This is a genomic window from uncultured Bacteroides sp., assembly GCF_905207245.1.
GTDB lineage: Bacteria > Bacteroidota > Bacteroidia > Bacteroidales > Bacteroidaceae > Bacteroides.
In genome coordinates, this window is the sequence record NZ_CAJLKP010000112.1 from 1 (window position 1) to 13,704 (window position 13,704).

Sequence of the window (13,704 nt, forward strand, 5' to 3'; positions counted from 1 at the left end):
GGTATATGGCAGCCCGTGGAGCGGAAAGACACCTTGCTATAAAAATGAGAGTTATCCGTTGGCAGCCTGCGTACGATTATCCCAGGCCCCCTATAATCAGATAAAAAAACTCAGTATAGCTCAGGGATATGGTGCATTGCACCCTTCGTGCCCGCCCGACTTTGCCTACAGCGATGAACTGTATGATTACATCAGTGGCGTGCTGAGTACTCTGCTTTCCACCGTACCGGTTTACCATCTGGCTTGTTTGCCCAATGTAGAGGCTGCTTGCCTTTCCTGGGAAACAACTATCCTTTTATCGGGGGAAGGACAGGCCGATAAGGTATTTAACTAAAATTATTACGGAAATATTTCCTTAATTACGAATGTCGTTGTACTTTTGCCACAACTTTATAACACTATAAATAAAAAATTGAAGATTATGTCAAAAGTAACCGTAGTAGGTGCAGGTAACGTAGGAGCTACATGCGCTAATGTGTTGGCCTTTAATGAAGTGGCTGACGAAGTGGTAATGCTGGATGTGAAAGAAGGCGTTTCAGAAGGTAAGGCAATGGATATGATGCAGACTGCTCAATTGTTGGGTTTTGATACCACTATTGTAGGCTGTACCAATGACTATGCACAAACTGCTAATTCTGATGTAGTTGTAATCACTTCAGGTATTCCTCGTAAGCCGGGTATGACTCGTGAAGAACTGATTGGGGTGAACGCTGGTATCGTTAAGTCGGTTGCACAGAACATCTTGAAATATTCTCCCAACGCTATCCTCGTTGTTATCTCTAACCCGATGGATACAATGACTTATTTGTCACTGAAATCTCTGGGTATTCCTAAGAACCGTATCATCGGTATGGGCGGTGCTTTGGATAGTTCTCGTTTCAAATACTTCCTGTCTCAGGCTTTGGGCTGCAATGCTAACGAAGTAGAAGGCATGGTAATTGGTGGTCACGGTGATACGACTATGATTCCGTTGGCTCGTCTGGCTACGTACAAAGGTCAGCCGGTTAGCACACTGTTGAGCGAAGAAAAACTGAATGAAGTTGTAGCTTCTACTATGGTAGGTGGTGCTACTCTGACTAAGTTGCTGGGTACTTCTGCATGGTATGCACCGGGTGCAGCGGGAGCTTATGTAGTTGAGTCTATCATTCACAACCAGAAGAAGATGATTCCTTGCTCTGTATTCCTGGAAGGCGAATATGGTGTATCTGATATCTGTATTGGTGTTCCTGTTATCCTGGGTAAGAATGGTATTGAAAAAATCGTTGAACTGGAACTGACTGCTGACGAAAAAGAAAAATTCGCTGCCAGTGCTAAGGCTGTTCACGGAACAAACGCTGCTTTGAAAGAAGTAGGTGCCCTCTAATCGGGACTTTTTTCATACATATATTATTATAAAGGGTTGATTCCATGTGGAATCAACCCTTTATTCTTTTTATATTAAAGAAGATATTTTGTTTGTTTCTACTATCTTACATCTGCCCCCCACATCAGCTTATTGCGAAGCGTATCAAAGAATACATGATTAAAACGCTTCACTACCTTGATGCTATAATCTGCCCGTGAAATTCTCAAGCGAGTAGTTTCTTTACATGATTCGCTACGTCCGTCAATGGCAACAAGAAAATTATGACTGCGGCTTTCAACGTCAAGAGTGATTTCCCAGTCGTCGCAGATGACGATAGGGCGGACGTTCAGGCTATGCGGAGCAACCGGAGTGATAGCGATTGTCTTGCTATGGGGCACAATGACCGGACCGCCGACACTGAGAGAGTAAGCGGTGGAACCGGTAGGAGTGGATACGACTAATCCGTCTGCCTGATACGTAGTGAGGTGTGCACCGTTGATAGCTGTATGGATGCTAATCATGGAAGAACTGTCACGTTTTAATACCGCAATTTCGTTGAGTGCGTAAGGCGATTTCATTAAGTCTTCATCATCGCAATGTAGCTGCAATACACTGCGTTCCTCTACTTTATAGTGGTTATTATAGATTTCATCGAAAGTCTCTTCCATCTCATTCGGGGAAATATCTGCCAGAAAGCCGAGGCGTCCGGTATTGATGCCCAGAATGGGAATATCCTTTTTGCCCACCCGACTGGCTGCTTTCAGGAAGGTACCGTCGCCGCCGATGCTGATAACCATATCGGCTGTGAAGTCATCTCCGTCGAAGAGTTCGGCAGAAGCAATATTCATGTGCAGATCCGAGGTCAGAAAGTTATAAAACTCTCTGCATATGCAAAGCCGGGCATTGCGCTGTTCCAGCAAACGGAACAAAGTCTCCGCATGTGTTGATTTTTTAGCTTGGTAGGTATTCCCAAAAATGGCAAATTTCATCGTCAATACTTTCTTAATGAAATGCAAATATGGTATTTTTTTCTCAGAACGCTGCCAATATATCGCTATTATTTGTACTTTTGTGCAAAACTATGGACCGAATTATGACTAGATTAAGTGTAAATATAAACAAGATTGCAACGTTGCGTAATGCTCGTGGGGCTGATGTTCCTAATGTGGTGAAAGTGGCACTGGATTGTGAGAACTTCGGCGCAGATGGGATTACCGTGCATCCGCGTCCTGACGAAAGGCATATACGCCGGAGCGATGTGTATGATCTTCGCCCGTTGCTTCGTACGGAGTTTAATATCGAAGGATATCCGTCTCCCGACTTTATTGATCTGGTGCTGAAGGTAAAACCTCATCAGGTGACTCTGGTTCCGGACAGTCCTTCTCAGTTGACTTCCAATGCAGGCTGGGATACCAAAAAGAATCTGGATTTTCTGACTGAGGTGCTCGATGGATTTAATCATGCGGGTATCCGTACGTCCGTGTTTGTATCTGCCGATGCGGAAATGATAGAATATGCTGCCAAGGCTGGTACCGACAGGGTGGAACTTTATACGGAACCTTATGCGACGGCTTATCCCCAGAATAAGGAAGCTGCTGTGGCGCCTTTTGTGGAAGCTGCCAAAGTAGCGCGTAGTTTGGGTCTGGGCTTGAATGCCGGACATGACTTGAGTTTGGTGAACTTGAATTATTTATATCAAAACATTCCATGGATGGATGAAGTTTCTATCGGGCATTCGCTGATAAGTGATGCTTTGTATCTGGGACTGGAACGTACTATTCAGGAATATAAAAACTGTCTTCGTTGATGAATGCAATGTTGTTATTGGCCCAAGTGGCTCCGGCGCTGACCGACTCTATTTCCGGCGCCAATCCGGTAGTGACCCAGGTAGCTGGTGCTGAAGAGATGAATTTATGGAGCATGGCTGTCAAAGGTGGCTGGATTATGATTGTTCTTGGACTGCTGTCCGTGCTTTGTTTCTATATCTTGTTCGAACGTAACTATGTTATCAGGAAAGCCGGCAAAGAGGATCCGATGTTCATGGATAAGATAAAGGATTATATTCTGGATGGAGAGATCAAAGCTGCCATAGCTTATTGCCGCAGTGTAAATACTCCGGCTGCCCGTATGATTGAGAAAGGTATCAGTCGTTTGGGACGTCCGGTGAATGATGTGCAGGCTGCCATTGAGAATGTGGGAAACATTGAAGTTGCGAAACTGGAAAAAGGATTGACGATTATGGCAACCATCTCCGGAGGTGCGCCGATGATTGGCTTCCTTGGTACGGTGACTGGTATGGTGCGTGCTTTTTATGAAATGGCTAATGCCGGTAATAACATTGACATCACGTTGCTTTCGGGAGGTATTTATGAAGCTATGATTACTACAGTAGGTGGTCTGATTGTAGGTATTATTGCTATGTTTGCCTATAATTACCTGGTGACATTGGTAGATGGTGTGGTTAATAAAATGGAAGCCAAGACCATGGCATTCATGGACCTCTTGAATGAACCAGCGTGATTAAATTAAAAATTGAGAATTAAAAATTAAAAAATAAAGAGGGTGCTACAACGTAGAGCTAAAATATCGCCTAATTTCAGTATGGCATCTATGACAGATGTCATCTTCCTGTTGCTGATCTTCTTCATGATTACGTCTACGGTTGTTTCGCCGAATGCTATTAAGGTGCTGCTTCCGCAGGGTAAACAACAGACGTCTGCCAAACCTCTGACGAGGGTTATTATTGATAAAGATTTGAACTTTTATGCAGCATTCGGAAATGATAAGGAGCAGACGGTTTCTTTAGAAGAATTGACTCCTTTTCTGCAGTCGTGTGCAGCAAAAGAACCGGAAATGTATGTGGCACTTTATGCCGACGAGTCTGTACCTTATCGGGAGATCGTGAAAGTGCTGAACATTGCTAATGAGAATAAATTCAAGATGGTGTTGGCTACACGCCCGCCGGAAGGAAAATAAAACGTAATACGGAAAACGGTGAATCCGAAAAAGAAAGGCAAATATATAGGAATGGTAGGTGCGCTGCTGGTACATGTGGCGTTTATCCTCCTGTTGATACTGGTAGGCTTCACTATGCCGGAACCGCTGGAAGAAGACGGTATGCCTGTGATGTTGGGTGAGGTGCCCAATACATTGGGAAGTGCTGACCCTTCCTTGGTAGAGGTGAATGTGATACCTGAGACTGTTGCTCCTGAGGTGCAAGAGACGGTGGAACAGGAGATGCTGACCCAGGAGGATGAGGAGACCGTTGCTATCAAACCCAAAGCGGAAACCAAAAAGGAAGAAGTAAAAAAGAAGCCTGAGAAAACAGAAGCTGAAAAAGCGGAGGAAGCCCGGAAGTTGGCAGAGGCTAAAGCTGAGCGTGAACGTAAAGAAGCGGAAGAAGCTGCCCGCAAAAAGGTGGCAGGTGCTTTCGGAAAGGGAGCGCAAATGGGGAGCAAAGGTACGACCGAAGGACAAGGTATTCAGGGAAGTCCCACTGGAAATGCGCCGACAGGTGCGTCGAGTGGAACAGGAGGTTATGGAACTTTTGACCTCGGTGGACGTTCTTTAGGACAAGGAGGTCTGCCGCGTCCGGCATATAATGTGCAGGATGAAGGAAGGGTGGTGGTTGCCATTACTGTAAACCCTGCAGGACATGTGATTGCTACCAGCATTGACCGACAGACCAATACCGTGAATCCTGCCTTACGGAAAGCAGCCGAAGAGGCGGCAAAAAGGGCGCGTTTCAATGCCGTGACTGGCTTGAATAACCAGACAGGAACGATAACATATTACTTTAATCTAAAATAAAAGGAGAACAATTATGGGTACAGTTTATGTTTTTTTTGCAGACGGATTTGAAGAAGTGGAAGCTTTCACTTCTGTAGATGTGATGAGACGTGCAGGGCTGAACGTGGAAATGATAACGGTGACTCCCGATGAAATAGTGACAGGTGCACATGACGTGCCGGTACTTTGCGATAGGAATGTGGTGAACTGTGACTTTTATGATGCAGATTTAATCGTTCTGCCTGGAGGAATGCCCGGAGCTGCCACGTTGGAGAAGTGTCCGGAACTTCGTAAACTGGTTTTGGATTTTGCCGAAAGGAACAAACCGATTGCAGCCATTTGTGCCGCTCCCATGGTATTAGGTAAACTTGGTTTGCTGAAAGGACGCAAGGCGACCTGTTATCCCGGTTTTGAACAATATTTGGAAGGTGCTGATTTTACAAACGTTCCGGTAGAAAGAGACGGTAATATCATTACTGCCAAGGGACCGGGTGCTGCTATGGAATTTGCTCTGGCAATTGTAGACATGATGCTGGGCAAAGAGAAAGTACAGGAATTGAAAGAAGCAATGTGTGTCATCTAACTTTCATTTTTTAATTTTCAATTCTGAATTGATGGAGTATGCTCTGATAGTTGCCGGTGGTAAGGGGTTGCGTATGGGAGGAGAAATTCCCAAACAGTTTTTGCCCATAGGTGGGAAACCTGTGTTGATGCGTACACTGGAAGCCTTTTATGCCTACAATCCGGAGATACATATTATATTAGTGCTCCCGCGTAGCCAACAGCCTTATTGGGCACAGCTATGCGAGGAGCATTGCTTTTCGTTGCCGCATGTGCTGGCGGACGGGGGAGAGACTCGTTTCCATTCGGTGAAGAATGGGCTGGCTTATGTAGCCACGCCGGGGCTGGTAGGTGTACATGATGGCGTGCGCCCGTTTGTTTCACAGGAAGTGATTGCTCGTTGCTATGAGCTGGCTGCTGAAAAGAAAGCAGTTATTCCTGTGATAGATGTGGTGGAAACTGTGCGTCATCTGCAAGGAGAGGGGAGCATAACCGTTGACCGGGATGAATATAAATTAGTGCAGACTCCACAAGTATTTGATGCCGGTTTGTTGAAGCAAGCTTATGAGCAACCCTATACTTCTTTTTTTACGGATGATGCTTCGGTGGTGGAAGCAATGGGAGTGCCCGTATATCTGGCGGCAGGTAACCGGGAAAATATTAAGATAACGACCCCTTTTGATTTGAAAATAGCCGCTGCTTTGTTGGATTCATGTTTGATTTAGCTTCTCGTGACATAAAATACCTCTCGGGTGTGGGGCCACAACGTGCTTCAGTGCTTAATAAGGAATTGGGTATCTATTCTTTGCACGACCTATTATATTATTTCCCCTATAAATATGTGGATCGTAGTCGTATCTATTATATCCATGAGATTGACGGCACGATGCCTTATATTCAACTGAAAGGGAAAATTCTCAGTTTTGAAACGATTGGAGAAGGGCGGCAGCGACGTTTGGTTGCCCATTTCTCGGATAATACGGGAGTCGTGGACCTGGTTTGGTTCCAGGGAATTAAATTTCTTATTGGTAAGTATAAAGTAAATCAGGAATATATTGTATTTGGTAAACCCAGTGTGTTCAACGGACGAGTCAATATTGCCCATCCGGATATTGACAATGCTTCGGAATTGAAACTTTCAACAATGGGGTTGCAGCCTTATTACAATACATCGGATAAGATGAAGCGGAGTTCTCTCAACTCTCATGCCATTGAGAAAATGATGAGTGCTGTAGTACAGCAGCTTCGTGAACCACTGCCTGAGACGCTTTCTCCTGCCATACTGGCGGAACATCATCTGATGCCGTTGACAGATGCTTTGATGAATATCCATTTTCCTGCTAATCCGGAACTGCTTCGCAAAGCGCAGTATCGGCTGAAGTTTGAGGAACTCTTTTATGTGCAACTGAATATCCTTCGCTATGCCAAGGACAGGCAACGGAAGTACCGGGGATATATCTTTGAAACAGTAGGAGAGATATTCAATACCTTCTATGCCAAAAATCTGCCTTTTGAATTGACCGGTGCTCAGAAGCGCGTGTTGAAAGAAATACGTCGTGATGTGGGTAGCGGTAAACAAATGAACCGTCTTTTGCAGGGCGATGTCGGTAGTGGGAAAACATTAGTGGCTTTGATGAGTATGTTGATGGCATTGGATAACGGTTATCAGGCTTGTATGATGGCCCCTACCGAAATTCTGGCTAATCAGCATTATGAAACAATCCGTGAGTTTTTATATGGAATGGATATTCGTGTGGAGTTGCTGACTGGTTCCGTTAAAGGTAAAAAACGGGAGGCTATTCTTACCGGCTTGTTGACGGGAGATGTACATATACTTATCGGTACCCATGCCGTAATAGAAGATACAGTGAACTTTTCTTCACTGGGGTTGGTTGTTATTGATGAACAGCACCGTTTCGGTGTGGCACAACGTGCACGTTTGTGGACCAAGAATGTGCAGCCGCCTCATGTGTTAGTGATGACTGCTACTCCTATTCCACGTACGCTTGCTATGACTTTGTATGGTGATCTGGATGTCTCTGTCATTGATGAGCTGCCTCCGGGACGCAAACCTATCGTAACCATTCATAAGTATGATGCACATCGCGCAAGTTTGTATCAGTCTGTTCATAAGCAGCTTGCAGAAGGCAGGCAGGTTTATATTGTCTATCCCTTGATTAAGGAAAGCGAAAAGATAGACTTGAAGAATCTGGAAGAAGGTTATCTCCATGTATGTGAAGATTTCCCGGAATATAAAGTCTGTAAGGTGCATGGTAAGATGAAACCTGCTGAGAAAGATGCACAAATGCAACTCTTTGCATCCGGTGAAGCGCAAATCATGGTAGCAACTACGGTTATAGAAGTCGGGGTGAATGTGCCGAATGCTTCTGTGATGATTATAGAGAATGCCGAACGTTTCGGATTGTCACAGCTTCACCAGTTGCGGGGACGTGTAGGGCGTGGTGCAGAACAATCTTATTGTATTTTAGTGACCGGTTATAAATTGGTTGAAGAAACCCGGAAGCGGTTGGAAATCATGGTGCGGACTAATGATGGCTTTGAAATAGCCGAAGCTGACCTGAAATTGCGTGGTCCCGGTGATTTGGAAGGTACGCAGCAAAGTGGTGTCGCTTTTGATCTGAAAATAGCCGATATTGCACGTGATGGGCAATTGCTGCAATATGTGCGTAATGTTGCAGAAGAAGTGGTAGATGTTGACCCGACAGGTGTTCGTCCGGAGAATGAAATCTTGTGGCGACAACTGAAAGCACTGCGGAAAACCAACGTTAACTGGGCTTCCATAAGTTGAATAACGGTTAAACATACGCTTTATTTGCAGTTTTATGTTGTAAAACATATTAGCTCTTATCTTTCCGAGTAATAGGGGGTTACGAGCGTTTTGGCAACTTCTCTTTTCATTCCTTTCCGAAAAAATAGTTAAGGATTGACTTCTCATTTAAAGAAGAAATACTACCTTTGGGAGAATTTTTAAAATAAATCTGGATATTCGGTGACGGACAAGAGGTGTTGATGACTAGAGGTGCGTGTCAACGGATATTAAAAACGAATGACGAAACGGAATGAATTTCAATTGCATTAAAACAATTCTAATAGCTGCGACGGCAATGGTCAGTCTGAATTCTTTCTCTCAGGACCTGATTGCGCGCCAAGCCCCTATCGACAGAAAACTCAAGAGTGTTGACTCTCTGGCTTTACAGAAGCAGATACGTGCGGAGCAATCCGCCTATCCCGGTTTAAGTTTGTATCCTACTTGGAATAATGAATATGTACAAGCTTATGGAGATGCTATTGTGCCGGAAAGTTATAAAGTCGATTTAACCGGCTTTTGTATGCCTACTACGCATACGAAGATTACCGATGTGTTCGGCTATCGTCCCAGAAGACGCAGAATGCATTATGGATTGGATATTAAAGTATATGTAGGTGATACAATCCGTGCCGCTTTCGATGGCAAGATTCGCGTTGTTAAGAATCAGGGTCGCCGTGGATACGGTAAGTATATCGTTATTCGTCATGACAATGGACTGGAAACAGTTTACGGACACTTGTCCAAACAAATAGTAGAAATAAACCAATTAGTTAAAGCTGGAGAACCGATTGCTTTGGGTGGTAATACCGGACGTTCTACCGGTTCACATCTACATTTTGAAACCCGCTTCCTGGGAATTCCTATCAACCCCGCATTAATGTTCGATTTTGAAAAGCAAGATATCGTTGCTGACCATTATACTTTCAACAAGACAAAATCGTCTAAGGGTACAACTGCGCGTAGCATGGCTTCCGGCGAAGGATTGTTCTATAAGGTGAAGAGTGGTGATACGTTGTCCAAGATTGCATCACGCCAAGGAGTGTCTATCGACAAGCTTTGCCAATTGAATCGCATTACACGAAAAACAATTTTACGTCCGGGGCAAGTCTTGCGTTGTTCGTAAAGATATAGATAACCTTATAAAGAAGGGGGCACTTTAATATAATTTAGAGTGCCCTCTTTTCTTTTTTCTTTAATTATTCCTACCTTTGCCACGAAAAGCGAAATAGCTGTAAGGAAATGAACGATACCAAGCAACAATTTGAACATGTCATTGCCATCTGTCGTGATTTGTTCTCCAAGAAACTACATGATTACGGTCCGGCGTGGCGCATTCTCCGTCCGGCTTCCGTGACTGACCAGATATTCATTAAGGCTAATCGTATCAGGAGTATCGAAACCAAAGGAGTAACGCTGGTGGATGAAGGAATACGTTCCGAGTTCATTGCGATTGTTAACTATGGCATTATCGGACTGATACAGTTGGAACTGGGATATGCGGAATCAGCAGATATGACGAATGAGCAAGCTATGGAGCTGTATGATAAATATGCCAAGACCTCGTTGGAGTTGATGCTTGCCAAGAACCATGACTATGATGAGGCGTGGCGCAGTATGCGCGTCAGTTCGTACACTGACTTGATATTGATGAAAATCTACCGTACCAAGCAAATTGAAAGTTTATCAGGTCAGACTTTGGTTTCGGAAGGGATAGATGCCAATTATATGGACATGATTAATTATTCCGTGTTTGGTTTGATTAAGATTGAATTTGGAGACTAAGCAAAAACATATAATCTGGAAAAGTTGGGTGAATGTATGTCGCTTTCTATTGGCGGCAGTGTTCATCTTTTCCGGTTTTGTGAAGGCTGTCGACCCGTTGGGCTCTTTTTATAAGATTCAGGATTACCTGACTGCCTTCGGGATGGCTGCATGGTTTCCGACTTATCTGCAACTGTTGTTGGCTGTTGTATTGTCGGCGTTAGAGTTCTCTGTAGGTGTTTTCCTGTTCTTCGGTATACGGCGGAGGTTTGCTACGACTCTGGCATTGTTGCTGATGATTGTGATGACGCCACTGACGTTTTATCTGGCTTTGGCAAATCCGGTATCTGATTGCGGATGTTTTGGTGATGCTTGGGTGTTGACAAACTGGGAGACGTTCGGTAAGAACATCGTACTGCTGATTGCAGCGATAACTGTTTTCAAAGGCGGAAGGCAGATTATTCGCTTTATTACGGCAAAGATGGCATGGATGGTTTCCATGTATACGTTCTTGTTTGTTTTTGCACTTTCATTCTATTGTATCGGCAATCTGCCCATTCTGGATTTTCGTCCTTACAAGATAGGAAAGAATATTAAGGAAGGTATGGAGATACCTGAGGGGGCAAAACCAAGTGTCTTCGAGAGCCGTTTCATTTTGGAGAAAGACGGAAAGCAACAGGAATTTGCACTGGATAATTATCCGGATAGCACATGGACGTTTGTTGAAACACGTACAGTGTTGAAGGAAAAGGGATATGAGCCTTCTATTCACGACTTCTCCATTATGAGCTTGGAAACGGGAGAGGACTTGACTGATAGTATTTTAGCGGACAAAGGATATACATTCCTGCTGGTAGCCCATCGTATAGAAGAGGCTGACGACAGTAATATAGACCTTATTAACGAAATCTATGATTACAGTGTGGAGCATGGTTATGGCTTTTATGCTCTGACATCTTCACCGGAAGAACAGATCGAATCATGGCGTGACAAGACCGGGGCGGAATATCCTTTCTGCCAGATGGATGACATTACCCTGAAAACGATAATCCGTTCTAATCCCGGATTGATGCTGATAAAAGAAGGCACCATCTTGAATAAGTGGAGTAACAATCGCTTGCCGGATGAGTATGTACTGACGGATAGTTTGGATAAACTGGAACTCGGTCAGCAGAAGCAAGAGAGCGATTTGCGTACGATAGGGTATGTGCTCTTATGGTTTATCATCCCGTTGCTGATTGTTATTTGCGTTGACATCCTGGTTGTTAAACGCCGGGAGAAGAAGAAATTATATTAACCCTTTTAATAAATAAAACAAAATGAGAAAAAACATTGTTGCAGGAAACTGGAAAATGAACAAAACCCTTCAGGAGGGTATTGCTCTTGCAAAAGAACTGAATGAAGTATTGGCTAACGAAAAGCCTAACTGTGATGTAATCATCTGTACTCCTTTTATCCACTTGGCATCGGTTACTCCGTTGGTAGACCCCGCTAAGATTGGCGTAGGTGCTGAAAACTGTGCTGACAAAGAATCAGGTGCTTACACTGGTGAAGTTTCAGCTGCCATGGTTGCTTCTACAGGTGCTAAATATATAATCCTGGGTCACTCAGAACGTCGTGCTTACTATGGCGAGACAGTTGCCATCCTGGAAGAAAAAGTAAAATTGGCTTTGGCTAACGGTTTGACTCCGATCTTCTGTATCGGTGAAGTGCTGGAAGAACGCGAAGCTAACAAGCAGAATGAAGTAGTTGCCGCTCAGTTGGCTTCTGTATTCTCTCTGTCTGCTGAAGATTTTTCTAAGATCGTATTGGCTTACGAACCGGTTTGGGCTATCGGTACAGGTAAAACTGCTACTCCCGACCAGGCTCAGGAAATCCACGCTTTCATCCGTTCGTTAGTTGCTGACAAGTACGGTAAGGAAGTTGCTGACAACTGCTCTATCCTTTACGGTGGTAGTGCCAAACCGTCTAACGCTAAGGAATTGTTCGCTAATCCTGACGTTGATGGTGGCTTGATTGGTGGTGCAGCTCTGAAGGTTGCTGACTTCAAGGGTATCATTGATGCCTTTAACTAATTAAGTCAACAAGGAAAATAGATACAAGTTGACAAGGAGTGTATACCTTGTCAACTTGTTAACTAAAAAACTTGTCAACTATATAAAAAACATTATCTAATGAAAAAGCTTGGTTTACTTTTAATTGCATGCTTTGCTTTCGCCGCTTTTGCTTCGGCGCAGAATAACATTGTGAAGAGTTTGGAACGCAATGTGCCGGGACAGGGTAAGGTAACCATCCATCAGGATGCCCGTATCGAGGCCTTGATAGGTCAGGAATATATCCCTACCGGGACGGATAACAGAGTGCTTAAGAGTCAGGGTTACCGCGTACAGGTGTATGCCGGAAACAATACCAGTAGAGCCAAGAACGAAGCTCACGCTGTGGGCTCACGAATCAAAGAGTATTTCCCGGAACTTTCTGTTTATACCTCTTTCAACTCTCCCCGCTGGCTGTGCCGTGTAGGAGACTTCCGCAGCATTGAAGAAGCGGACGCCATGATGCGCCAGTTGCGTGCTACAGGCGTATTCAAAGAAGTTTCTATTGTGAAAGAGCAGATAAACATCCCCTTATAAAAACTTACTCATGTTAGGAAAAGAAGAAATCGTATCTCCTGCATTGGATGAACTGAAAGAACACTATCAGCGTATTATAACTTTATTGGGCGAAGATGCCGAACGCGAAGGACTACTGAAAACCCCTGAACGTGTAGCAAAGGCTATGCAGAGTTTGACAAAGGGCTATTTCATGGACCCGCATGAAGTGCTCCGCTCTGCCAAGTTTAAGGAAGAATACAGTCAGATGGTGATTGTGAAAGACATTGATTTTTTCTCACTTTGCGAACACCACATGCTTCCGTTCTACGGAAAAGCGCACGTGGCTTATATCCCCAACGGTTATATTACAGGGCTGAGCAAGATTGCCCGTGTAGTGGATATCTTTTCCCATCGCCTTCAGGTGCAGGAACGCATGACGCTCCAGATTAAAGAATGCATCCAGGAAACACTGAATCCCCTGGGCGTAATGGTGGTTGTGGAAGCCAAGCACATGTGTATGCAGATGCGTGGGGTTGAAAAGCAGAATTCCATAACGACCACTTCCGATTTTACAGGTGCTTTCAATCAGGCAAAGACTCGTGAAGAGTTTATGAACCTCATTCGTCAGAATTCATTCACATAACAATCCCACACCTTATTTCATGAAAGGAAACTGCAGTTCCCATGAAGGGGGACTGTCGTTCCCATTAGGGGAAACTGTCGTTTCTGCATAAGGAAACTATAGTTCTCTTTAGGAGTATGTACTGTACTGGATTTAGTTGACAACTTCGCTTGTTATACCTAAGTTAGTTTACTCAATATATTTT

Annotated in this window: 15 protein-coding genes and 1 pseudogene; 15 read left to right on the top strand and 1 reads right to left on the bottom strand. The window is 44.2% G+C overall.

What is annotated here, in order from left to right:
- Window positions 1–334 (top strand): annotated as a pseudogene (locus QZ135_RS22550) (hypothetical protein); the annotation flags it as partial.
- Window positions 335–421: 87 nt separating this feature from the next.
- Window positions 422–1,363 (top strand): malate dehydrogenase, encoded by a 942-nt coding sequence (gene mdh, locus QZ135_RS22555; protein WP_009130447.1) that lies wholly within the window; start codon window positions 422–424, stop codon window positions 1,361–1,363.
- 101 nt (window positions 1,364–1,464) lie between these two features.
- Here mdh and QZ135_RS22560 read toward each other — a convergent pair whose 3' ends face one another.
- On the bottom strand, window positions 1,465–2,334 hold the full coding sequence (locus QZ135_RS22560; RefSeq protein ID WP_294614875.1) for an NAD kinase: 870 nt from the start codon (window positions 2,332–2,334) through the stop codon (window positions 1,465–1,467).
- 104 nt (window positions 2,335–2,438) lie between these two features.
- Between QZ135_RS22560 and QZ135_RS22565 the strand changes: the two genes are divergently transcribed.
- The 13 genes from QZ135_RS22565 (at window position 2,439) to folE (ending at window position 13,520) form a co-directional block, all read left to right on the top strand.
- Entirely contained in the window at window positions 2,439–3,152 is a 714-nt protein-coding gene (locus QZ135_RS22565; protein ID WP_294614878.1) for a pyridoxine 5'-phosphate synthase, read from the top strand.
- Complete coding sequence (locus QZ135_RS22570) at window positions 3,152–3,865, top strand: MotA/TolQ/ExbB proton channel family protein (protein WP_294614881.1); 714 nt, start codon at window positions 3,152–3,154, stop codon at window positions 3,863–3,865. The genes QZ135_RS22565 and QZ135_RS22570 overlap by 1 nt, the downstream gene beginning before the upstream one ends.
- Before the next feature lie 81 nt (window positions 3,866–3,946).
- On the top strand, window positions 3,947–4,321 hold the full coding sequence (locus QZ135_RS22575; protein ID WP_044138200.1) for a biopolymer transporter ExbD: 375 nt from the start codon (window positions 3,947–3,949) through the stop codon (window positions 4,319–4,321).
- A gap of 18 nt (window positions 4,322–4,339) precedes the next feature.
- Window positions 4,340–5,155 carry a TonB family protein gene (locus tag QZ135_RS22580; protein WP_294614884.1) on the top strand — a complete coding sequence of 272 codons (816 nt, stop codon included), beginning with the start codon at window positions 4,340–4,342 and terminating at the stop codon, window positions 5,153–5,155.
- A 13-nt stretch (window positions 5,156–5,168) separates the two neighbouring features.
- On the top strand, window positions 5,169–5,717 hold the full coding sequence (locus tag QZ135_RS22585) for a DJ-1 family glyoxalase III (RefSeq protein ID WP_294614887.1): 549 nt from the start codon (window positions 5,169–5,171) through the stop codon (window positions 5,715–5,717).
- A 28-nt stretch (window positions 5,718–5,745) separates the two neighbouring features.
- On the top strand, window positions 5,746–6,420 hold the full coding sequence (locus QZ135_RS22590; RefSeq protein ID WP_294614891.1) for a 2-C-methyl-D-erythritol 4-phosphate cytidylyltransferase: 675 nt from the start codon (window positions 5,746–5,748) through the stop codon (window positions 6,418–6,420).
- Window positions 6,408–8,504 carry an ATP-dependent DNA helicase RecG gene (recG, locus tag QZ135_RS22595; RefSeq protein ID WP_294614894.1) on the top strand — a complete coding sequence of 699 codons (2,097 nt, stop codon included), beginning with the start codon at window positions 6,408–6,410 and terminating at the stop codon, window positions 8,502–8,504. Before QZ135_RS22590 ends, recG begins: the two co-directional genes overlap by 13 nt.
- A 271-nt stretch (window positions 8,505–8,775) precedes the next feature.
- Window positions 8,776–9,648, top strand: a complete 873-nt coding sequence (locus QZ135_RS22600; protein ID WP_294614897.1) for a M23 family metallopeptidase — start codon at window positions 8,776–8,778, stop codon at window positions 9,646–9,648.
- Window positions 9,649–9,764: 116 nt separating this feature from the next.
- On the top strand, window positions 9,765–10,307 hold the full coding sequence (locus QZ135_RS22605) for a DUF1599 domain-containing protein (protein ID WP_294614901.1): 543 nt from the start codon (window positions 9,765–9,767) through the stop codon (window positions 10,305–10,307).
- On the top strand, window positions 10,297–11,583 hold the full coding sequence (locus QZ135_RS22610) for a BT_3928 family protein (protein WP_294614904.1): 1,287 nt from the start codon (window positions 10,297–10,299) through the stop codon (window positions 11,581–11,583). Before QZ135_RS22605 ends, QZ135_RS22610 begins: the two co-directional genes overlap by 11 nt.
- A 22-nt stretch (window positions 11,584–11,605) precedes the next feature.
- Window positions 11,606–12,361, top strand: coding sequence for a triose-phosphate isomerase (tpiA, locus tag QZ135_RS22615; protein WP_294614907.1), 756 nt, complete (start codon window positions 11,606–11,608; stop codon window positions 12,359–12,361).
- Between the two features lie 99 nt (window positions 12,362–12,460).
- Entirely contained in the window at window positions 12,461–12,916 is a 456-nt protein-coding gene (locus QZ135_RS22620) for an SPOR domain-containing protein (protein ID WP_294614910.1), read from the top strand.
- A 10-nt stretch (window positions 12,917–12,926) separates the two neighbouring features.
- On the top strand, window positions 12,927–13,520 hold the full coding sequence (gene folE / locus QZ135_RS22625; RefSeq protein WP_294614913.1) for a GTP cyclohydrolase I FolE: 594 nt from the start codon (window positions 12,927–12,929) through the stop codon (window positions 13,518–13,520).
- The last annotated feature ends 184 nt before the right edge of the window (window positions 13,521–13,704 follow it).